Source organism: Rhodococcus sp. P4_F3_2 (assembly GCF_056401335.1).
The window spans coordinates 317938-339962 of record NZ_JBFUJN010000012.1 but is presented as its reverse complement, the minus strand read 5'-3'; the positions used below and the strand labels follow the sequence as shown (position 1 = coordinate 339962).

21 protein-coding genes are annotated in these 22025 nt (G+C 62.7%); 4 read left to right on the top strand and 17 right to left on the bottom strand.

The genetic code is table 11. The annotated features are described in order from the left end of the window. Together AC1DWA_RS15720 and hglS are read right to left on the bottom strand one after the other, a co-directional pair. Positions 1 to 341 (bottom strand): aldehyde dehydrogenase family protein (locus AC1DWA_RS15720; RefSeq protein WP_477916806.1); only part of this gene is annotated, 341 nt, incomplete at its 3' end. Next, positions 338 to 1654, bottom strand: a complete 1317-nt coding sequence (hglS, locus tag AC1DWA_RS15715) for a 2-oxoadipate dioxygenase/decarboxylase (RefSeq protein WP_243617110.1) — start codon at positions 1652 to 1654, stop codon at positions 338 to 340. The genes hglS and AC1DWA_RS15720, both read right to left, overlap by 4 nt. Before the next feature lie 30 nt (positions 1655 to 1684). Here hglS and AC1DWA_RS15710 point away from each other — a divergent pair, with 30 nt between their 5' ends. Further along, on the top strand, positions 1685 to 2149 hold the full coding sequence (locus tag AC1DWA_RS15710; protein ID WP_019747732.1) for an Lrp/AsnC family transcriptional regulator: 465 nt from the start codon (positions 1685 to 1687) through the stop codon (positions 2147 to 2149). Between the two features lie 66 nt (positions 2150 to 2215). Further along, complete coding sequence (lat, locus tag AC1DWA_RS15705) at positions 2216 to 3544, top strand: L-lysine 6-transaminase (RefSeq protein WP_047890259.1); 1329 nt, start codon at positions 2216 to 2218, stop codon at positions 3542 to 3544. On the opposite strand, the gene AC1DWA_RS15700 is transcribed toward lat, so the two are convergent. From AC1DWA_RS15700 to uraD, 6 genes are all read right to left on the bottom strand, one after another. Then, positions 3541 to 6252 (bottom strand): molybdopterin-dependent oxidoreductase, encoded by a 2712-nt coding sequence (locus AC1DWA_RS15700; RefSeq protein WP_060938604.1) that lies wholly within the window; start codon positions 6250 to 6252, stop codon positions 3541 to 3543. The genes lat and AC1DWA_RS15700 overlap by 4 nt on opposite strands. Then, positions 6249 to 7058: an FAD binding domain-containing protein gene (locus AC1DWA_RS15695; RefSeq protein ID WP_060938629.1), complete on the bottom strand. Its 810-nt coding sequence runs from the start codon at positions 7056 to 7058 to the stop codon at positions 6249 to 6251. Before AC1DWA_RS15695 ends, AC1DWA_RS15700 begins: the two co-directional genes overlap by 4 nt. Before the next feature lie 7 nt (positions 7059 to 7065). Further along, on the bottom strand, positions 7066 to 8379 hold the full coding sequence (locus AC1DWA_RS15690; RefSeq protein WP_232816936.1) for an 8-oxoguanine deaminase: 1314 nt from the start codon (positions 8377 to 8379) through the stop codon (positions 7066 to 7068). A 53-nt stretch (positions 8380 to 8432) separates the two neighbouring features. Further along, positions 8433 to 9350 carry a factor-independent urate hydroxylase gene (gene pucL, locus AC1DWA_RS15685; RefSeq protein WP_024487453.1) on the bottom strand — a complete coding sequence of 306 codons (918 nt, stop codon included), beginning with the start codon at positions 9348 to 9350 and terminating at the stop codon, positions 8433 to 8435. Between the two features lie 64 nt (positions 9351 to 9414). Beyond that, a complete protein-coding gene (uraH, locus tag AC1DWA_RS15680; RefSeq protein WP_020907070.1) occupies positions 9415 to 9744 on the bottom strand; it encodes a hydroxyisourate hydrolase in 330 nt (109 codons plus the stop codon). Continuing rightward, positions 9741 to 10259, bottom strand: a complete 519-nt coding sequence (uraD, locus tag AC1DWA_RS15675; protein ID WP_060938605.1) for a 2-oxo-4-hydroxy-4-carboxy-5-ureidoimidazoline decarboxylase — start codon at positions 10257 to 10259, stop codon at positions 9741 to 9743. Before uraD ends, uraH begins: the two co-directional genes overlap by 4 nt. A gap of 116 nt (positions 10260 to 10375) precedes the next feature. Here uraD and AC1DWA_RS15670 point away from each other — a divergent pair, with 116 nt between their 5' ends. Continuing rightward, entirely contained in the window at positions 10376 to 11176 is an 801-nt protein-coding gene (locus AC1DWA_RS15670; protein ID WP_060938606.1) for a tyrosine-protein phosphatase, read from the top strand. On the opposite strand, the gene AC1DWA_RS15665 is transcribed toward AC1DWA_RS15670, so the two are convergent. From AC1DWA_RS15665 to AC1DWA_RS15625, 9 genes are all read right to left on the bottom strand, one after another. Further along, positions 11177 to 11539 (bottom strand): VanZ family protein, encoded by a 363-nt coding sequence (locus tag AC1DWA_RS15665; protein WP_019747741.1) that lies wholly within the window; start codon positions 11537 to 11539, stop codon positions 11177 to 11179. Further along, positions 11536 to 11886: a hypothetical protein gene (locus AC1DWA_RS15660; RefSeq protein ID WP_003940792.1), complete on the bottom strand. Its 351-nt coding sequence runs from the start codon at positions 11884 to 11886 to the stop codon at positions 11536 to 11538. Before AC1DWA_RS15660 ends, AC1DWA_RS15665 begins: the two co-directional genes overlap by 4 nt. Beyond that, on the bottom strand, positions 11886 to 12311 hold the full coding sequence (locus AC1DWA_RS15655) for a DUF1707 SHOCT-like domain-containing protein (protein ID WP_020907074.1): 426 nt from the start codon (positions 12309 to 12311) through the stop codon (positions 11886 to 11888). The genes AC1DWA_RS15660 and AC1DWA_RS15655 overlap by 1 nt, the downstream gene beginning before the upstream one ends. A gap of 76 nt (positions 12312 to 12387) precedes the next feature. Beyond that, complete coding sequence (locus AC1DWA_RS15650; protein WP_019747743.1) at positions 12388 to 14184, bottom strand: acetyl/propionyl/methylcrotonyl-CoA carboxylase subunit alpha; 1797 nt, start codon at positions 14182 to 14184, stop codon at positions 12388 to 12390. 138 nt (positions 14185 to 14322) lie between these two features. Further along, positions 14323 to 15723, bottom strand: a complete 1401-nt coding sequence (locus AC1DWA_RS15645; RefSeq protein WP_020969197.1) for a condensation domain-containing protein — start codon at positions 15721 to 15723, stop codon at positions 14323 to 14325. A gap of 4 nt (positions 15724 to 15727) precedes the next feature. Then, positions 15728 to 16144: a SufE family protein gene (locus AC1DWA_RS15640; RefSeq protein WP_003940804.1), complete on the bottom strand. Its 417-nt coding sequence runs from the start codon at positions 16142 to 16144 to the stop codon at positions 15728 to 15730. Then, positions 16141 to 17046: a sulfurtransferase gene (locus AC1DWA_RS15635; RefSeq protein WP_019747746.1), complete on the bottom strand. Its 906-nt coding sequence runs from the start codon at positions 17044 to 17046 to the stop codon at positions 16141 to 16143. Before AC1DWA_RS15635 ends, AC1DWA_RS15640 begins: the two co-directional genes overlap by 4 nt. 118 nt (positions 17047 to 17164) lie before the next feature. Further along, complete coding sequence (locus AC1DWA_RS15630) at positions 17165 to 18628, bottom strand: condensation domain-containing protein (RefSeq protein WP_020907076.1); 1464 nt, start codon at positions 18626 to 18628, stop codon at positions 17165 to 17167. Continuing rightward, positions 18628 to 20121, bottom strand: coding sequence for a condensation domain-containing protein (locus AC1DWA_RS15625; protein WP_477846072.1), 1494 nt, complete (start codon positions 20119 to 20121; stop codon positions 18628 to 18630). Before AC1DWA_RS15625 ends, AC1DWA_RS15630 begins: the two co-directional genes overlap by 1 nt. A gap of 150 nt (positions 20122 to 20271) precedes the next feature. Between AC1DWA_RS15625 and AC1DWA_RS15620 the strand changes: the two genes are divergently transcribed. Continuing rightward, a complete protein-coding gene (locus AC1DWA_RS15620) occupies positions 20272 to 21969 on the top strand; it encodes an MFS transporter (protein ID WP_019747749.1) in 1698 nt (565 codons plus the stop codon). Positions 21970 to 22025: the final 56 nt, after the last annotated feature.

The window sequence follows — 22025 nt, the reverse complement described above, 5'->3', positions numbered from 1 at the left end:
ATCATCTCCTGTACCTCGCCGAGAGCTTCCGAGGTGACCTTGCCTGCCTCCAGCGTCACGATCTCCGCGAGATCCTCCTTGTGCTCGGTAAGTAGGCTGCCCAGCCGCCGCACCACCGCGCCGCGCGCCGGAGCGGGGACGGTGCGCCAGGTGAGGAACGCTCGATGAGCCGCCTCGACGGCGTCGTCGACCTCTCGGCCGGAGTGCTGCCGGACCGTACGCAGCTGTGTGCCGGTGATCGGCGTGTGTGCGCTCAGATCACCGGCGGGCCACTCGACACCACAGGCAGCGAGGGCTCTCTCGGCGCGATCGGCGAGGCTCGAAGGATCAGGCAGGTTCACGGGGAGTCCTCTGTGTTAGAAGGCGGAAGTGTTTGTAGGCGGGAGTGGTTGTTGGCGGGAGAAAGCAGGGCACGTGATGCCTCTTGTTGTGCGCGGTACAGCTCGAACGGATCTTCGATGGTGCGGTCGATGGCGCCCTCCAATCGATCCTGCCCGTATTCGGCGCCGGGCGCATCGGAAACGAATCCGGTCACGGAATCGAGATTGGACGCGAAGATCCCGGCCGCGGATGCCGGTAGGAAGTCCTCATAGACGATCGGGTCGCGGACGACAACAGTTCCTTCGTTTCGGTACGTGAAGTACGCCAACCCCGCGTCGTCGAGTCCGTCCTCGGTGTGCGGAAATTCGCTGCCCCAGTCGGCGTCCGCGGGCTTTGCGATCAGTCGGTCGTAGATCGCACGCCCGCTGGGGGTCAACGCGATTCCGCGTGCCTCGACCTCGCCGAATCTGACGCGGACAGGTTCTGTGGTGACCGATCCGTCCGGCCGCCGAAAACGTCTGTCTTCGGCGAGTGCGCGAAACGACGTCTGCCGCAGAAGCAGTGGCGGTCCATACCATCTCGGTGGGCCTTGGATGCGGTCGATCATGATGATGCCGCGCTCGGTCATTCGGCGGTACAACTCGTCGATGTCGAGCACTCGCGGGGTGAGGTGGTTGACATGTGTCGAGCCCTGGCCGGCGATGTCTGCGGCGACAGGTGAGATCGCGGCAAGTTCGCGATACCAACCGGCGTCGATGGGATCGGTGCCGAGCCGAAACGCCGAGGTCGCCGCTTCGACGAATTGTGTCGCCTCGGGCTCCGGTAGGCCGCACTCGCGGTTCGCTTGCCGTGCCCACTGCAGAAGTTCTGGAGAGAACAGGGTGCGGCGACGCAGGAACCCGGTGATCCGACGCTCGAGGTCGGTGTCGAAGAACCTGGAATCGGAGCCGGTCAGTACCGAAGTGAAAACACGAAACGGGTTCCGGGCGAGTTCGGCAGGTTCGGTGGGGCGAAACGCCGTCGAGACAACGGGAATGGGGGAGTCGGTGAGCCGGAGGTCGTAGTAGCCGACCGGAAACATACCGAATCCGCCGAAGACGGTGGCTACGTCACGTAGTTCGTCGAGAGTCCCCAGTCTGATGGCGCCGTGACGCTCGGCGCTGACTCTCGCCAGGCTGCCCAGGCGCTCCGCCGAATCCGGATGCTCGGCGGCAAAATCACGGTTCACCTGCATCGTTACATCTACCAAGGTGTTGTAAGCGGGGACCTCGTCCCCATACATCTTGGCGAGGGCCGCTGCGAACCGTGCACGTAGCTCCCAGGTTTCAACCATACGAATGTCCGATTGCGTTAGCCTGCGCAGGTGCGAGAAACAGAAACCAGTGACGCTGCCGGGGTTCCGGTCGACGAAACCGATCGACTTTTGATGCGTGAATTGGTCTTGGACGGCCGTGCCACTCTCGCGAGTCTTGCTGAGAAGGCCGGACTCTCGATCTCTGCAGTCCAGTCGAGAGTGCGTCGATTGGAGTCTCGCAAGGTGATCCGTGGCTACTCGGCGAAGATCGATCCGGAGGCACTCGGTCATAATCTGTCCGCATTTGTCGCCATCACTCCTCTCGATCCTTCCCAGCCCGACGATGCGCCTGCTCGCTTGCGTCATCTACCGGCCGTCGTCTCGTGTCACTCCGTGGCCGGGAGCGAAAGCTACGTCCTCCTGGTCCGGGTGGCGTCACCTCGGGCGTTGGAACGATTGCTGCAGGAGATCCGTACGGCAGCCAACGTCAACACGCGAAGCACCATCATCCTACAAACTTTTTACGACGAATGACGGGGGTTCCGTAACTTTTACGGCTTCCTATCGACACTTTCGTAAAATTGACATAATCTTCGCAGTATGAGTACTGCGATGCGAGACTTCGGTGACAGTGCGCTCTTTCCGGTCTACGAGGTGCTGAAGGCCAGCATTCTCGTCGACGGATTCGATCTGATTCTCGATGTGCAAAGGTCGCAGGGTTCGTATCTCCGCGACCTGCGAGACGGCACCGAGTTTCTGGACATGTTCGGTTTCTTCGGCTCTTCCGCCCTGGGGATGAATCACCCCGCGATCGCCGACGACGAGGAATTCCAGCAGGAATTGGCCGTTGTCGCCTCCAACAAGCCGAGTAATTCCGACATCTACACCGAGCCTATGGCGCGCTTCGTTGCGGCTTTCGCTCGGGTCCTGGGGGATTCGGCGCTCCCACACTTGTTCTTCGTGGACGGTGGGGCACTTGCGGTGGAAAATGCGCTCAAGGTTGCCTTCGACTGGAAGAGTCGGTTGAACGAAAGCCGTGGATTGTCAAGCGATCTGGGGACGAAGGTCCTGCATTTGACCGAGGCCTTCCACGGTCGTAGCGGATACACGATGTCGCTCACCAATACCGAACCGGGCAAGGTCGCGAGATTCCCCAAGTTCGACTGGCCCCGGATCGACTCGCCGTATCTCGCAGACGGTCGCGATGTCGAAGCTGCGGAGAGGCAAGCTCTCGAGCAAGCGCACCGAGCGTTTTCCGACAACCCCGACGATATAGCCTGTTTCATCGCCGAGCCGATCCAAGGCGAAGGCGGTGACCATCACCTCAGGCCGGAATTCCTGCAGGCGATGCAAGAGCTGTGTCGTGAGAATGACGCCCTCTTCATTCTCGACGAGGTGCAAACGGGATGCGGAATCACCGGAACCGCTTGGGCCTATCAGCAATTGGGATTGCATCCGGATGTGGTTGCCTTCGGTAAGAAAACGCAGGTGTGCGGCATCATGGCAGGCGGTCGAGTGGATGAAGTGCGCGACAATGTGTTTCACGTCAGTTCCCGGATCAATTCGACGTGGGGTGGCAACCTCACCGACATGGTGCGCGCCCGGCGGATACTCGAAGTCATCGAGCAGGACCGACTGATCGACCGCGCGCGATTCACGGGTGCGCATCTCCTTGCCCGGTTGACCGAAGTCTGCGGGCGCTACGCGGCGGCGACCGAGCCGCGCGGTCGTGGTCTGATGTGCGCGATTACCTTGGCGGACAGTGACCTTCGTGATCGCGTCGTCCAGCGACTGCGAGAAGACGAGCATGTGATGATACTGCCAACCGGGAAGAGAGGAATCAGATTCCGTCCCGCGCTGACGGTGACCACCGGTGAGTTGGACGACGCGGTCGACGCAGTCGAGCGAGTGCTCGAGCGCGAAGTCTAGGCTCTGGCCTGGAGTTCGCTCCACACTCGATCCGGTGTCATCGGTGTGGAGTGCATACGCACTCCACACGCGTTGGCTATCGCGTTTGCCAACGCCGGTGCTACCGGATTGAAGGGGGCCTCACTCATCGATTTTGCGCCGAAAGGCCCGAGTTTGTCGTACGTGTCGGCAAACAGTACTTCGGTGATCGGCAAATCTCCGATCTGTGGAACGTGGTAATTGCGTAGCTGAGGATTGATCACTCGGCCTTCTTCGATGACGATTTCCTCCGACAGTGCAGCGCCGAGGGCCTGTCCCACACCGCCTTCCACCTGCCCTCGCAGTTGTGCCGGGTTCATGACGGTGCCGGCATCGGCGGCCTGAACCGACTGCAGGATCTTCACCCGGCCGGTATCCGTGTCGACGGCAACGCGAAAACCGTGAACGTTGAACGAGACCGAGCGCGGTGTTCCGTCGTGGCGACCGTCAGCGGCGAGCGGGCCACCTTCGAGTAACGTCGCGAAATCGAGGCAACCGTGGGACGTTTCGACCCCGTCCGGCGAAAGATCGTCGATCTGCGCGCCGCGGCCACTCAATCGCACCGCACGGGTCAGTATTCGCTCGCGAAGGCGCTCGCAGGCGATCAGGAGCGCCTTGCCGGCGACCACCGTTCCCGTCGACCCGAATGCTCCGGTGTCGTATCCGCCGGCATCGGTGTCGGATTGAACAATCGTGATGCGATCGACTGTCGTCCGCAATTCGGTGGCCGCGATCTGTTGGTGAATCGTGGTGGTTCCGTTGCCGAACTCAGCGGTGCCGATGTTCACGACGTACCGACCGTCGGCCTCGAGTGCGACAGTGGTGTCGGAGAAGTGACCACGCGGCGGGATCGTCGCGATCATGGCAATTGCCATGCCCCGACCGATCTGCCAACGCGACCCTGCCGGTGCAGCCTCGCCGCGTCCGCTCGACAGTGCACTGTCGACGAGGTCGATGCACTGGTCCAGTCCGTAGCTGCCGAATTCGAGATCACCGTCCTCGACGTGCCAGTCGACAAAATCGTCTCCGGGTACGACGACGTTTCGCCGCCGAAACTCGAAGGGGTCCATGCCGAGACGATCAGCGAGCTGATCCATGGCCGACTCGACGGCGAAGATGATCTGGCCGAGCCCGTAACCACGGAAGGCGCCGGACGGAACGTTGTTCGTGTAGACCGCTTCGGCGTCGACGCGTTTGGTTGCAGCGCGATAGACCGCCATGGATTCGGCGCAACCGTGGAACATGACTCCGATCGAATGGTTCCCGTACGCCCCGGCGTCGGAAAGGACGTCGATGGCCAGTGCAGTGAGAGTTCCGTCGGCATCGGCGCCGGCGCGAACCGAAACTCGCATCGGGTGCCGTGACGGTGCGATGGTGAACTGATCGCTGCGGCTGAACTCGTAAGCAACGGGCCTACCCGTTCGCAGGACGGCGAGTGCGACCAGATCTTCGGTGAGTAGTTCCTGCTTCCCGCCGAAGCCTCCACCGACCCGCTTGGCGAACACCCGGATTCGGCTGCGATCGAGATCGAAGATGTGCGCCAATTCGTCCCGAACCAGAAACGGCACCTGTGTGCTGCTTCTGATGACGAGACGGCCGTCCTCGTCGAGCCACCCCACTGCGCCGTGAGTTTCCAAGGCCACGTGCTGGACTCGCGCAGTTTTCCACGTACCTTCGACGACTGCAGTGGCATCCGCGAGCGCACGGTCCAGATCGCCGACACCATCGTGAAGCGCGGCAACCACGTTGCGAGGGACTTCTGCGATCCGCGAGCTCTCGTCTTTGTCGCCGTGCAGAAGCGGAGCGCCGGGGGAACGCGCCAGATCTGGTTCGAATACCGCGTCGAGTACCTCGTAGTCGACTTCGATCAGCGAGAGTGCACGTTCCGCCTGCGTCGGGGTTTCGGCGATGACCGCGGCGACGCGCTGGCCGCGGAAACGGACGGTCCTGTCGAACACCCGCGTATCGTCCGGATCGTCGTTGCGGTCCTCGTGCCGGGCGGTCGAGAACAGCACGTCCGGACTGTCCTGAAAGGTGAGGACCGCGGCGACGCCCGGCGCCGCTTCCGCCGCTGCCGTGTCTATCCGGGTTATGTGTGCGTGTGCGTGCGGACTGCCGAGTACTGCGACGTGAAGCAGGCCGATCGGCTTCTCACCCGGGGAGAAGTCCATGGTGTACTGCTCGGTCCCCGTGACGATGCGTGCGGACGCCGGGGCTGCGATGGAACGCCCTTGTGCCCCGCCTGTTTTGGCGGTCTCGGTATTGGATGTACCCGCGAGGGCGTCACGAATGGACCGATAACCGGTGCAACGGCACAGGTTACCTTTCATCGAGCACGCGAGATCGGATTTTTGTTCGACCGACAGCGCTGATGCGGTGACTACCATTCCCGCTGTACAGAAACCACATTGGAATCCACCGGCGTCCACGAATGCCTGTTGAATGGGGTGAAGTTTCTCCGGTGTTCCGAGGCCGGCGGCGGTGACGACGTCGCGGCCGCCGAGGCGGTGGGCGGGAAATATGCACGAATGGGTGGGGTGTCCGTCGACCAGAACCGAGCAGGCGCCGCAGTCTCCGGCATCGCACCCCTTCTTGACGGAGTTCGCTCCGTGCTCGCGGAGGAAGGTTCGCAGGCACTGTCCGGGGCGGGGCTGGTCGTCGCGGGGAACTCCGTCCACCGAGTACTTCATTCCAGTTCACCTCGGATTTCTTCGGCGAGAAGGTCAGTCATCGCCTTCCGCCACGGCGCAGTTCCATGGACATCGGTGAAGTAAGCGTCTTCCGGAATCCTGCTGTGCAACGCATCCGCAAGTGCAGCGGCGTCGGGGAGTTCGTCGAATTTCAGAGCGTACGGACGGCGGGTCGCGGCGGTGATCGCCAGTGTGAAACCGTCGGCACCGCAGCGTCCGGCAACGGCTACGGCCGATCGCCCGAGTGACGTCTGTGCCAGTTTTCGCATCGCGGTACGTGCGGTCAGTGCATGCACGGGAATCCGGATACTGCGGATGATCTCGCCGGGGCCGAGCACGTTGCGAGAATCGTCGATGACGAAATCGACTACGGGGACTGAGTATTCGGTACCGTCCGGACGCCAGATCGTCAGTTCGGCATCGAGAGCGGTGCACAGAGTCGTCATCGCTCCGGCCGGGAAGGAGAGCGCGATGTTGCCGCCGACGGTCGCGTATCGCAACACCTTCCACGATGCGAGCAGTGCGTCAGCGCAGTGTTGGAACAGCGCTGCGGCGGACCATGAGGTGGGAAGACCGGCGCGGCACAGTTCCTCGATGGTGCAGGTGGCCGCGATTTCGAGACCGAGATCGCCGACCACGACAGCTTTCCAGTCGAAGCCCGCAAGGTCGACAAGAGTGGTCAGGTGCGGCTGCGGTTCCGAGTACAGCCAGGTGCCGCCGCCGATGAACCCGATACCGGGTGAGGCACAGGGGAGCTCGGAGCGGGTCCGCGGCACCAGAACTTCGTCGACGCTGTGCAGATCCATCGCTGCCTCAAGCCTTTCCGAGTAGGTCGCGGTGTGCGCGTGCGACATCCGAGGCCACGACGTCCTCGTCGACGGTGGTGACTCGTCCGTCGGCAACTACGATTCGCCCGTTGACGAGTAGTAACTTCAGCGGGGGCGTCGAGCCGAGTACGAGCGCCGCCACCGGATCGGTGATGCCGGCATGCGCGACGGTGTCGAGTTTCCACACCGCCAGGTCGGCAAGTTTTCCGACCTCGATCGATCCGATTTCGCCCTCGCGGCCCAGAACTCGTGCGCCGCCGATCGTTCCCAATTCCAAGGCTTTTCGCACCGTCATCGTCTGCGGTCCGCCCTTGGCGCGAGCAAACAGAAGCGCATGACGAGACTCCTCGATCAGACTGCATGCTTCGTTGCTCGCCGCGCCGTCCACACCGAGCCCCACGGTGACCCCGCCCTTCACCAGATCGGCGGCACGGGCGATACCGGCCCCCAGTCGCGCATTGGAGGTCGGACAGTGTGCCGCGGCAGTTCCGGTTCGCGCCATCGTCTCGATACCGGCGTCGTCGAGATGGACTGCGTGTGCGTACCAGACGTCCGGGCCCACCCAGCCGACGCGTTCCATGTATTCGACCGGCGTGCAACCGAAAAGCTCTCGGCAGAAGCTTTCCTCGTCCAGGGTCTCGGCGAGATGCGTGTGCATTCGCACGCCGTTTTCGCGGGCCAGCGTCGCGGACTCTCGGAGCAGTGACTCCGTCACCGAGAAGGGTGAGCAGGGAGCTACCGCGATCTGCAGCATCGACCCCGCATTCGGATCGTGCCAGCGGTCGATCACCGACTGCGTGCCGGTCAGGATGTCGTCGAGTTTTTCCACGACGTGATCCGGTGGCAGGCCGCCGGAACTCTGACCGAGGTCCATCGACCCACGACACGGGTGGAATCGAAGGCCAACCTGCGCAGCGGCGGTGATCTCGGCTTCGAAAACGTCGCCGGCGTCGCGGGGAACGACGTAGTGGTGGTCGGTGGTGGTCGTACATCCGGTTTTTGCCAACCAGGTGAGGCCGCCGGTGGCCGCCACGTGGACGGCGTCGGCGTCGATACCCGCCCAGACGGGGTACAGCGTGGTCAGCCACTCGAAGAGCGTCGAGTCTGCTGCCAGGCCACGGGTGATCCATTGGTAGAGATGATGATGTGTGTTCACCAGACCGGGCGTGATCAGGCAACCGTTGCCGTCGATCACGTGCGCATTGGGGTACACGGGAGCCTTTCCGGCCCCCACGTCGACAATCTTGTTGCCCGAGATCACGACGTAGCCGTCGGGGTGCTCGGAACGCTCGCTGTCCATCGTGACCACATGGGCATTGGCGACGACGAGAGTGGTCCCGAGGGCCGGGTCGGTCACGACAACCAACCTGAATAGGGTGTCCACGACGGCCCCGCGTCTGGTGCGTCGGATCGGCTGACCGCAGCTTGGATCAGCCCGTACGGACGATCGGCGGCGTGGAACACCTCGTTGTCGTTCTCGACTCCGAAGCGGCCGAGTGCATATTCGAAATGATGCTTGTTGGGTGCCGACAGTCGAACCTCGGCAATGATCGGAAACTCTTCGAGAATTGCCTTGCCGATGTGGAAGAGCGTCTGCTGCAAGGCAAGTGAATGCACCTGCGCGAACTGTTTGACGATTTGTGCCTTGATACCCACGTAGACCGATTCCCAGTCGACGTCGGTGGTGACGAATCGCCACTGGGCGACCAACGTCGTCGCCATGACGCGGTCGTCTGTCGGCTCGAGGATCGTGTACGGATCTTCGAGGAAACCCGAGAACTCACTACCGGTCGATTTGAGGATCACCAGGTCCTTCAAACCGCCGATCACCCACGTCCCGGCATCGGCTGTCCCAGTATCGGAGATTGTGATCGACGCCGTCCGAACTTCCTGACCCTTCCGAATCCAGGTGTAGTCGTGCTCGCTGCCGTCGACAATCGCACGCTCCCAAGCGTATTCCTCGATCTCGATCCGCGCGCCACTGACCGGTTCGATGTCGTCGACGAAATGACGGGCGAGTTCGAGTCCGTACGTCTCGATCGAGATCAGACCCTTTTCCTTGGCGTAGGAATAGGCCGTTTGTTTCTGCGTGTCGGTCGGCAGAACCTTCGACTGATCGCCGGTGAGGTACGCGTCGGCGAAATCTCCACGCAGGCAGGTGGAGACGTTGATGTCGTGGATCTCGTGACGAGGAGTGTCGCGGTAGATTCGGACTACCCTGTTCTCAGCTTTGCCGTACTGGTGACCGGTAAGTTCGATGGATCCGCTCAACCGGTCGGTGCTTGTAACACCGGTCGTGATGTTGCCGGTTGTGATGTTTTCGGTAGTCACGTGTTCAGCTCCCGCGATAGGTGGAATAAGCAAAGGGCGACAGCAACAGTGGGACGTGATAGCCCCGCGCCGTGTCGTCCACCCGGAAGGTCACTGTCACTTCCGGGTAGAAGTTCTCTTGTCCGTTGGTCTCGAAATACGTTCCCGTGTCGAAAGTCAGGGTGTAGTGACCGGTGACCAGACCACCAGGAGCAAGTTCGGGGATGCGGCCGTCGGAGTCGGTCTCGGCACTGGTGATCGTGACGCCGTCTCGATCACGAAGTTCGACGCGAATCCCCGCCGCGGGAATGCCCGTCGTCGCGTCGAGAACGTGCGTGCTCAGGGTCTTGCTCATGCTGCGCCTCCGGCGAGTGAATCGATCAGACGGGCAAGCCTGATTCGATTGATGGCGGCCAATTCGGTTCGAAGCACGGAACGCTCGGTCGCCGGGTCGTTTCGGAGACGGCCTCGAAGGATGTCGAGGAGCTCCGTTCCAGATTTCCCCGACGCGCAGACCAGGTAAACATGGCCGAATGTCTCTTCGTACTCGGCGTTCTTCTGTCGAAGTTCCGCGAGGACGTCTTCTGACGCGGACGAGACTTCCGACTGTTCACGGGTCGAGGCCGCGCTTTCGCTTCGCTCACCGATTCGTGGGTGGCCGGACAGAGCGTCGTCGATCTCGGACTCGGGAAGCTCGGCCAGCACCGCATCTGCTTTGTCGAACAGAGCTTCCAGATCGGTGAACGGGCGAGACGAGGCGATTTCCTGTGCCCACACGGCGGAATGGCAACACTCGAGCAGCGCCGCGACTGCCTGGTGGTCACCGAGCGCATCGAAGGCTCCGAGACCACTGGAATTCGTTGTAGGCATGTCCACAGGATTACTTGAGCATGTTACGGATCTGTAGCGCAGCAATTACGGGAGATGATGTGTCTCGATCTTATTTCTCCGGCCGCCCTTTTCCGGTGACAGATACATTCTTAGGTATGACCGATACTCCGAAGCTGTCTTCCGTCGTACCGTCCCTGGCGAACCTCCGAGACATCGGTGGCCCCGAATCGAGCTTCGGTGGCACCGTCCGCACCGGGAGTGTGTTTCGTTCCACCGATCTGGCATCGCTCAGTGCGGAGGGCGCACAGACCCTCGCCGATCTGGGCATCGTCACGATCTACGACCTGCGCACCGAGTCCGAACGCGAGGCGGCGCCGGATCTGACGCCGGACGGAATCCGAGAACTCGGCCTGGACGTATTGGCGGACAAGCAGTATCGCGCCATTCCGGCTCAAATGCAGCAGATGATCGCCGACCCGGCGTTTGCTGCCGAAGCGTTGGGTAGCGGCCAGGCGCTCGAGTACTTTCAGGGAAGTTACCGCGATTTCGTGACCTTGCCGAGTGCGGTCGCGTCGTACCGGCAACTGTTCGTCGACTTGGCGCAGCCGCCCAGCTCGCCGGCACTCATTCACTGCACCACGGGCAAGGACCGCACGGGCTGGGCCGCAGCCGCGCTACTGCTGTTCCTGGGTGCCTCCGAGGACGCGGTCTTCGCGGACTACCTCGAAACCAACAAGGTTCTGTTGCCGATGTTCGCGCCGCTCCTCGAGCGATTCGAGGCCAAGGGTATCGATCCGACCCTGCTCGAAGGTGTCCTCGGTGTCAGGCGCGAGTACCTGCAGGCGTCGATGGCAGAGCTCGCGCAGGTCCACGGATCGATCGAGGCCTACTTCACCGACGGCCTGAAGATCGACGCGTCGACCCAGGAACAATTGCGGAGCAACCTGCTCAGCTGATCAGGACCTGCTCGGCTCGTCGTCGCGGGCCGTTCGACGCCGCATCACGAGGCTGACGATACCGATCCCGATGGCGATGCCGAGCAGGTCGGCGGTGCCGTCCCAGATCGAACCGGAACGCGAAATGGGCAGCGCTGCTTGAAGAACCTCGGACGTCGCAGCAAAAATCACGAGCCAGACCGCGGTGATCCACGCCGGGATCCGGGCGTGCAACGAGGTGATCGCCAGCACCGCGAACATCAACGTGTGAGTGATCTTGTCGGTGTTCTCCGGGCTCGACGGGACGGTGGAGCCCGGGGAGAAGAGCATGATCAGGGCAATGACCACGGCGATCGCCAGCGGCCAGTATCGGTTGTTCTTCAATTCGTCTGCCCCTCGACGACGACGAGTCCGAGTGCACCTTCGGCGAATCTGGTGACAGCGTCGGCGGCTGTCGTGAGCGCCTCGGTGTGCCCGTCGCGGGCCCAGCCGGTCAGCAGGGCGGTGGAGTCGAGAGGCGTCAGAACGACCTCGGCGAGAAGCTCACCGGTGTTGGGCTGGCACACGGCCCAGGAGTAGACGCTGTTTTCGTGCCACTGAGCGCTCCGCTGACTCACATAATCGGGGTCGGTGATACCGCCGTCGGCAAGGGCAGGGCGGTCGTCCACACGCTCGTCTGCGCGCAGTGCTCGCAGATACCATCCGCCTGCGTTGATCTCGATCGGCTCCATCAGTCGGAGTCCCGCTCGCGGCGACGCTTGGCTTTGCGTTCCCTGTCGGTACCGAACAGCAGTGCACCGGCGAGGGGAATCGCGAGGAACCACAACCAGGTACCGGTAACGAAGAACAGGATCACCGCGAGAATCGGGATGACGGCCATGACGCGACCGGACCAGTCGGGGTTGAATCGTCGCTCCGCCGGTGCGGCGGGAGGCGTCACCATCGACAGGGGAGCGGTGCCTGGAGCTTGATAGTTGCCCGGTAGATCGGCGAACACCGGAACGAGTTCACTGCGAGTTGTTGCGGCACTGACGATTCCGCTTCTCTCGTCGAACTCCGTGACGGTGAGGCGGCCTGCGGCGAAGTGCTCGCTCAGGAGATCGAGTGCCTGCTCGCGTTCTGCAGTGCCGATGCGAATGTCGGGGACGTCAGCCATCGTTACAGCCTACTCAAACGACTGTGCGCCTTTCCGGTAGTGGGGACTACCGGAAAGGCGCACGGGGCCGGAGGCCTTACTTCAGTTCTGCGAGAACCGTTCCCTGCGTGATTGCTGCACCCGGCTCGACGGACAGTCCGGTGACGACACCGGCCTTGTGCGCGTTGACGGGGTTTTCCATCTTCATGGCTTCGAGAACCGCGATCAGGTCGCCTTCGGCGACTTCCTGGCCTTCGGTCACTGCGACCTTGACGACGGTGCCCTGCATCGGAGCGGTGACGGCGTCACCGGATGCTGCGCCGCCGCCGGCGCCGCCGCGCTTGCGTGCCTTCGGCTTCTTGCGGATGGCACCGGATGCTGCGCCGCCGCCGTTGCCGAGCGAGAACTGGCCCGGGAGGGAAACCTCGACGCGACGTCCACCGACCTCGACGACGACGTTCTGACGCGGCAGAGCCTCGTCCTCGTCGTCGACCGGTGCACCGGAACCGGCGTACGGCTCGATGGTGTTTTCCCAGTCGGTTTCGATCCACTTGGTGTAGATGTCGAACTTCTCGCCGTCACCGACGAACGCCGGGTTCTCGACGATGTGGCGGTGGAACGGGAGGACGGTCGCGAGGCCGTCGATCTCGAACTCGGCCAGAGCGCGCGATGCCCGCTGGAGGGCTTCTTCGCGGGTGGCGCCGGTGACGATGAGCTTGGCGAGCATGGAGTCGAACTGTCCGCCGATGACGTCGCCGGCGACGACACCGGAATCGACGCGGACGCCGGGGCCCGTGGGCTCACGGTAGACGGAGACCGGGCCGGGGGCGGGCATGAAGCCGCGGCCGGCGTCTTCACCGTTGATGCGGAACTCGAAGGAGTGTCCACGCGGGGTGGGATCTTCCTTGATGGAGAGTTCTTCGCCGTTGGCGATGAGGAACTGCTGACGCACCAGGTCGATGCCCGCGGTCTCTTCCGTGACGGGGTGCTCGACCTGCAGGCGGGTGTTGACCTCGAGGAAGGAGATGGTGTCGCCCTGAACCAGGTACTCGACCGTTCCGGCGCCGTAGTAGCCGGCTTCCTTGCAGATGGCCTTGGCGGACGCGTGGATGCGTGCGCGCTGGTCGTCCGTCAGGAACGGAGCCGGAGCCTCTTCGACGAGCTTCTGGAAGCGACGCTGCAGTGAGCAGTCGCGGGTACCGGCGACGACGACGTTGCCGTGCTGGTCGGCGATGACCTGAGCCTCGACGTGGCGGGCCTTGTCCAGGTACTGCTCGACGAAGCACTCGCCGCGACCGAAGGCTGCGATGGCCTCACGGGTGGCCGACTCGAACAGCTCGGGGATTTCCTCGATGGTCTGGGCGACCTTCATGCCGCGTCCACCGCCGCCGAAGGCAGCCTTGATCGCAACCGGTACGCCGTATTCCTTGGCGAATGCGACGACCTCGTCTGCGCCCTTGACGGGGTCCTTGGTGCCGGCAGCCATCGGAGCCTTCGCGCGTTCTGCGATGTGGCGTGCCGTGACCTTGTCGCCGAGGTCGCGGATGGACTGCGGTGACGGACCGATCCAGATGAGGTTCGCGTCGATGACGGCCTGGGCGAAGTCGGCGTTCTCGGAGAGGAAGCCGTAGCCGGGGTGGATGGCGTCGGCGCCGGACTTCTTGGCGGCATCGAGGATCTTGTCGAACACGAGGTAGGACTCGGCGGACGTCTGTCCGCCGAGGGCAAATGCCTCGTCTGCGAGCTTCACGAACTGCGCTTCTGCGTCGGGCTCGGCGTAAACGGCAACGCTGCCGTAGCCGGCATCCTTGGCCGCCCGGATGACCCGTACCGCGATTTCACCGCGGTTCGCGACAAGCACCTTCGTAATGTGCGCGCTGGCATGACTGGGCACTGAGCCTCCTGTGGTTCGCATAGTCTGTCTCCGCGGTGTATTCCTCTGGGATTTCACCATCGGGGGATTGGCATCACTTCGGAGTGTATGCATCGCTTCGGCGCTGGCTGTAACCGGATCGCTAAAGCCCACTCCGGCTTAGGAAACGGTTTCGAAAACTACCGATGAGTAGCTGCCGGAGGTGCCGGTGTCCGGTTCGGCGACGATTTCTTCGACGGTCCGGCGCAGTGCGGCCACGTAGGCGTGAACCGCGGCGTTCGCCGTCTCGTTGCCTGGATACCTGACTGCGAGATTGAGGCCTTGGGGTGTGCGGTTGATCCAGATGTAGACGTCGTGCGTGTATGCCTTGCTTCGAAGTGCTCTGGCGTTCCATTCGGGCCACTGTGCGGCCTCGGGTACAAAGCGAACGTCCATGTAGGACACCACGAATCGCGGTCGAATCGGGGTTTCGAGGTGCTCACCGATCCGATCGAACGGGACAGCGGCGGCAGGCTTGACCGAAGCGATCGATTCGGCGGCGCGTGTCGCGAGGTCGCCGAACGAACAGTCCGATCCAACGGCGAACTCGACCGGGCACAGTCCGACGAACCAGCCGAGCGCACCCGCCCACTCCTGAGCGCTGCGGGTGTGAACCGGCGTCACGACCTCGAATTGATCGGATCCCGCGACTTCGCGACCCACGGCCGCAAGTCCGCCGAGTAGTCCGGCGAAATAACCCACGCCGGCGGCTGCACACGTCGAACTGAAGGCCTTGGACTGCTCGGCGTCGAGCAGCCAGGTCGACAGGCCGTTCTGAGAATCGGTTCCGCGTTCACCGATCGGTAGCGGGAACTGGGGTAACCCGTCCGTTCCGAGAGCCTTACGCCAGATCTCCACCGCAGCCTTCTCGGCTTCCATGTCGGCCATCTGCTCGCGTTCGACGGCACCGAAATCGACGTAGCTGCCGACCGGAAACAGATTTGCAGCGCTGCCGGTCGAGGCCTCGCGGTACAGCGCTGCGATCTCGTGAGCGACCAGCACGATCGAGAAACCGTCGATGATCGAGTGGTCCGCCGCGAAGAACACGGTGAACGGACCGTCGCCACCGCGGGGCGTCAACGTCGCGAAGACGTACGACGGCCAACTGTGAGGGGACGCGTAATCGTCGAACAGGCGGTGAAGGTGGTCGAAGTTGTCCTGGCTGGACGCGTCGTAGCCGTGGCTGACGACCCCGATGTCGATTCCGCCGATCGGGACGGTGTGCCGGGTGATCTCGCCACTCGAGGGCTCGAGGACGGTATGCGAGCGCAGAACTTCATGACGGTCGATCCAGCGGCCGAGGGCGACTCGGAACGCATCGACGTCGAGCGGGCCGGAAATCTCGAAAGCTGTTCCCAGCCAAGACTTGTCGCCCGCGCCTGCAGCGGAACGGTTGAGATGTGCCTCGTGAATGTAGGAGACGGGCCGCGGATCCGGAACCCAAGGCCCGGTTGCGCACGGCAACCATTCGACGAGTGCGCCGGCCGGAATCGCATAGTCGGCCAGTTCGGTGAACTCCATGTTTTCAGCCCCGCAAGTGCCGCTTGATGCGCGCGAGCATGGCCGACATTCCGCGCAGACGGAGCGGGCTCACAGCTTCTGCGAGACCGAGCGCCGAATAGAAGTCGTCGGGTACACCGAGGATCTCGTCCGCGCTGTGACCGTCGAGCCCCTGCGCGAGGATCGATGCGAAACCACGCGTCGTGGGAGCCTCGGGGGGCGCGCTGAAGTACAGACGGACGTTGTCGCGATCCGAATCGTCGACCGAGAGGAACAGCGGCGACTGACACTCGGGGACCGGCTCCATCGCGCTCTGCTCGAGCTCCGCCGGCAACGGCGGTAGCTCTCGGCTGAACTCGAGAAGAAGGGTGAGCTTGTCCGAGGCGCCGACGGCTGCGAAGTCGTCGACGATCTCGGCCAGAGCCGAAGGAAGAGCGCTCATGACGCCGATACGGAGGAAGGAACTGCGCCGGGCTCTTCGCCCTGGACGATCGGGACGCGCACTGCATTGCCCCACTCGGTCCAGGAACCGTCGTAGTTACGAACGTTCGGGTAGCCGAGAAGATGGGTCAACACGAACCAGGTGTGGCTGGAACGCTCACCGATGCGGCAGTACGCGACGATGTTGTCGTCGGCCGACAGACCGCCGTAGATCTCGCCGAGTTCGGTGCGGGTGCGGAAGCGGCTGTCCGGTGCCGCCGCCTTCGCCCACGGGATGCTGAGAGCGCTGGGAATGTGTCCACCGCGCAACGCACCCTCTTCGGGGTAGTCGGGCATGTGGGTGCGCTCGCCGGTGTACTCCTGCGGAGATCGCACGTCGATGAGCGGCCCGTCGCCCAAGTGCGCGAGTACGTCGTCCTTGAATGCGCGGATGGGAGCGTCGTTGCGCTTGACGACCGGGTAATCCGTTGACGTGATGTCGGGAACGTCGAATGCGGTGTCACGGTTCTCGGCGATCCACGCATCGCGGCCACCGTCGAGAAGACGGACGTCCTCGTGGCCGAACAGAGTGAAGACCCAGAGTGCGTAGGCGGCCCACCAGTTGCTCTTGTCGCCGTAGATGACGACGGTGTCGTCGCGGCTGATGCCCTTGCGGTTCATCAACTCTGCGAACTTCGCACCGTCGATGTAATCGCGGGTGACCGGATCGTTGAGGTCGAGATGCCAGTCGATCTTCACTGCGCCGGGAATGTGGCCGACGTCGTACAACAACACGTCTTCATCGGATTCGACGACCTTGAGGCCCGGCGTACCGAGATTCGCCGAGAGCCATTCCGTCGAGACCAACCGGTCGGGATGCGCGAACTCGGCAAACGCGGTTGAGGGATCGGGGGCAACGGGCACGGGCGTACTCCTGAAGACGAATCGTTCGGTTCGAACACGGACTTGATCGATTCTATGCGCTGCGCGCAAGGGGAGACGCCCGGAAGCGGGTTCTGCCTGCTCGTACCCGTTGCCGACACTAAATCCTCGGTGTTCCTGCCCCGACGCTCGAATCTCTCAATTGTTCGGTGACACTTCCGATCGGCGTCACGCCCCGGGCGCAGACTTCCCTCAGAATCCGGTCGAGATCGGTGAGGAAATTCACCATGGTTTCGTTTGCCGTGTCGGTGTCCGGGAAGCGCGAACGCAGCGAGAGACCACGGTTCGTTCGCGAAATCCAGAACTGGGCATCGTCGGCGACCGTCACATTGCTGATGTGATGAGCGTTGAGGAGATCATGATCGTCGGTGCCGGGTAGTTTGCGGTAATCGATGTACGACACCATGAAGACGTCGGTGCGCGTGCGTCGAATCTTGTCGCCCAAAGCATCTCGAACCTGGGCCATGGTGACGCCCTCGAGCGTCAACGCAACTCGGAACGACGCGTGCGTATGTGCAAGGGATGCACCGAAATCCGCATCGGGAGTGATCTGGACCGTGATCGGCGCGCTCGTGGTGAGCCAGCCGATGGCGTCGGCCCAGCGTGGATCTTTGCGGATGTGCAGCGGGAATTGCAGTGGAAGCGTCGCCTGTCCGGTGAACGAGTGGACGGAAAGTCCCATCGCAGTGAGGATTCCGGTGAACACGCTACCGCCGGCGGATAGGCAGATCTCGTCGAAAGTCGCGGTCAGTTCCTCGTCGAGCAGCACGCGCACATCGGCGCCCTGAGGCGCGGGCTTTCCTGCCTCGACGCCGAGATCCAAGGGGAAACTCGGCGATGTGCCACCACAAATCTCGTAGAACCTTGCCCACTCTCGGATTCGAGGGTCGTTGTCGACGGGAAGCAGAGCGTCGGCCTCCAGTTCGCAGTACCGCACGAAACTTCCCGGGTCACCCAGTCGGCTCATCACTGCGTCGACGGCCTCGTGGTCGGTCAGTTCGGGTATGGCGATCAGTCCCTCGTAGATCTGTCGCAGTTCCCCGAGAGCGATGACCAACGAGTAGCCGTCGACGAGGGTGTGATCGAAGGCGCTCAGGACCGTGTAGTGCTCTTCGCGTTCGACCGTGGCAAACGTGTAGGCGGGGAAGGTCAGTGGATCGCATACCGTCGTGAATCGCTTCTTGAGGTGCGCTCGGAGGTCTTCGGTCGAATCGAACTTCACAGGTTCCGAAGTCTCGATGTGTGTGCCGTCGGGATCGAGTCCCATTCGGGTGGTGGTGAACTCGCCCACCTCGAATCCTGTGTGCAGAGTGTCATGGCGACTGATGAACAGGCGCAGCGCGAGATCGAGTGCGGGCCGATTCAGTTCTCCGGGAAGGTCGAATGCGGCTGCCATCCACACACTCCGGCCCATGCCGTGTGTTCGCGCAGTCTCGAGATGGAAATGTTGGTTGTACGACGGTGGTACTTCCGACTCGGTGACGGCGCCGTCCGCGGGCTGGAGCGACCATTCGGTGACGATTCCGGGCTCGAGTCCGTATCGATCGATCGAGGTGACATGCATCAGGATGCTCCCTCTGGTGCCGAGAACGAGTAGTCGCCCTGAGCTGCAACAGTTTTGATGATCTTGGAGACGTGCTCGGCGAAGCGGGTGGCCGATTCGTGGGCAATGGGGGTGTCAGGGTGGGACACGGCGATCCAGGTGCCGGTGTGCATCCGGTTGATCCACATCGACGCGATCTGCGTCTCTTTGCCGCCGACGATTCCCGTTGCCTTCGTCTCGGCGTAACTGTATGGATCCGGCATGCGGCGGCCGTCGATGTACGAGACGATCGGCGGTGGGGTGAGCGTCTTCGACAATCCGCCGGGTGCGGAATCCGACTCGGCCAAGCTCGACAGAACCAGATCGATGACTTGCTGCACAGAGACATCGAGGAGTGCCTTGCCGTCGTGGTACCCCTGCTGCCCGAGCTTTGCCAACTCGGTGAAGCGTCGCTTGTCGTCGACGTCGATGCCGACCGGGATCAGGTTGATGTACCAGCCCTGTGCAAACGAGTCGGCCTCGGTTCGTGTGCTGACCGGCGAGAGGGCGATGTACTTGTCGCGTCCGGCCAGTTCGAATTCCGCAATCGCGAGGGCGGTGAATATTCCACCGATGAAGTTGGCGCCGTTGGCTTTACAGACCGCACCGAACCTTTCGCACTCATTGTCGTCGGCCAGGTCGAAGCGTGAACCGATAGCCGGTTTGGGCGCGTCTTCCGCCCCGAGCGGGAGCGGAAATCCGGGGAACGAGCCGCCGCTGCGCATGAGGTAACCGAGCCACTGGTGCACTTCGGGGGACTGCATAGTCAGTTCGGTTGTTCGCTCGCGTTCGACGCGACCGAACTGTGCGTAACTTCCCGCGGGGCCCAGTTCGGGATGTGACCCGGTCGTTTCCGCGGCGTAGAGCTGACGCAATTCCGCGTACATCAGCACCATCGAGTTCATGTCCGAATGGGCGTGGTCGACTGCATGGAACAGGGTGAAGGTCGGATCGGCTTCGAGGTCGGCATGGTGGTGCTCGACGGCGCCGAACACGAAGGCCGGCCACTGAAGGGCACTGGTTTCCGTTGCGAACTTGGTTGCGACGAGTGCGCGGATCGCCTCGGATTCGGAGACGTCGTCGCCGACGCGGTACTCGAGTTCGATGCTCTCGACCGGCACCACGTGTCGACGGACCTCGAACGCGGTGTCCGCAGCGTCGGTGGTTGCTTCGTCGAAGGAGAACCAACTGTGGAGCGTGTCGTGGCGACGGACGTAGCGCTGCAGGGCTCGCGTCATGGCGTCGCGGTCGAGTGTTCCTGCGAAATCGAAGGCGATACCGATCCACGGAGACTGCGGATCGCCCTTCTCTGCGGTGACGCGGGCGCGTCGCAGGTGGCGATCCTGCATCGTGGTCGGGGGTAGTTCTCGGTCGATCTCGGCTTCGGCGGCTCGTTGAGCGGAAGCATGCGTGACGCCCCATTCGATTACCCGTCCAGGAAGCGGGTGCCAATGGGTGATCAAGTTCAGATCCATCGAGTAGAACTCCTGCGTGTGTCGTCGAGAAGCCTGCTCTGAAAATGGGCAGACGACGAACTATCCCATCTGGGGGACTGAATTGTCCGAAATACTACAATCTAAACAAGAACAGGTTCTAGAAGCGTCCTGTTCGATTAGGATCATTCGGTGCTTCCGGACCCTTTAGGTGACGCTGTCGGCGCCGACCACAAGGGCGGACGGCGAGCTGGTTCTCTGACGCCCTGGCTCGGGTTGGCGACGAGTCTGGCGGCGGCGTTCATGCAGTTGCTCGACGCGACGATCGTCAACGTCGCGCTTCCGAGTATCGCCGTCGATCTTCAAGCAGGCGTATCGGCGCAGTTGCTCATGGTCAGCGTGTACATCCTGGCTTTTGCGTGTTCGTTGATCACCGCGGCCAGGTTGGGGGACCTGTTCGGTCGTAGGGTTGTTTTTCTGACCGCCCTGTTCGTATTCGTCGCGGCCTCGTTGCTGTGCGGGCTCGCTCAGAGCGCGACGATGTTGATCGTCTTCCGGGGTTTGCAAGGGTTGGCGGCCGGTTCGATGTCCGCCCAGACGTTTGCCATCATCTCGGGTCTGTTTCCGAAGGCCAGGCATCCGCGAGTGTTCGGGATCTACGGTGCGACCATCGGGCTCGCAACGGTCAGTGGGCCTCTGATCGGCGGGCTGCTGATCGAGTGGAATCTCTTCGACTGGGGCTGGCGCCTGATCTTCTTCGTCAACATTCCGATCGGCATCGCCGCCTTGATTCTCGGGTATTTCCATCTCGTCGATGCTCGCGCTGAGCATGTGCGCTCACTGGACCTCATCGGCGCCGCACTGTCATCGCTGGCGCTGTTCCTGCTGATCCTTCCCCTGGCCGAGGGAAGGGCGCGTGGATGGCCCACAGGTCTTGTTGTCATGCTCGCGATGTCGGTGCCGGTGGCATTGGCGTTTGTGCTCTACGAATCGCGTCTGGCGAAACGAGGCGGCGATCCGGTCCTTCGTCTGGAGCTTTTCCGCGACCGAGCCTTCGCGATCGGCGCGGTTCTTGCGTTCGTATTCTTCGGAACCCTGACTTCGTTGATCTTCACCATCAGTCTCACGCTTCAGTTCGGGTTCGGGTTCTCCGCATTGCGAGCGGGCGTGATGACGCTCCCGTGGGCCGTCGGCATGGGCGTGGCTGCGGTTCTCTCATCCGCGGTGTACCGGATGCTTGGAAACCGCGTTTTGATCTTGGGGATGGTCGTCTTTGCCGGCTCGCTGATCGCGTTGTCGGTCATCCTCGAACACGAAGGAACTGATCCACGCTGGCTCGCGCTCGCCGGTCCTCTCCTCCTCGGGGGCGCAGGGCTCGGACTGTTCGTGGCGCCACTGCAGACCGCGATCCTCGCGACGGTCGAACCCGCGCACGCGGGTTCGGTGTCGGGGCTGCTACCGACCGTTCAGCAGGTTGGCAGCTCGATCGGACTGGCCTTGATCGGAGTGGTGTTCTTCTCGCTCGTCGCGGGGCAAGCTCCGCAAGCAGTGCAGGGGGAGCGGCCCGAGTACGTTGCGAATCTTGAAGCTGCCGGCGTGAATCCCGGCCTGGTCGACATCGCCGAAAAGGCATTTGTCGATTGCGCGACAAGTCAATTGGCATCCGGAACACCGATGGAGGTGGCGCCGGAATGTCGCCGCGAAGGAACTGCCGGCGCCGGGGGCCAATCCGTTCAAGTGGCAGTTGATGCCGCGTACGCATCTACTCGCGCGGCGGCTGGCGAAGCGTTTCTCGAAGCCCAACGCCGCGTGCTCGCGATCATCGCAGCAATTGCGCTCGGCATCGGATTGGCCTCGACTGCCCTGCCGCGGGTCAATTCCCCAGTCTGAAAAAAATACCCTTGACTCGAACGGGTGTTCGAGTATTCTCCTGAGTAGGGGATCGG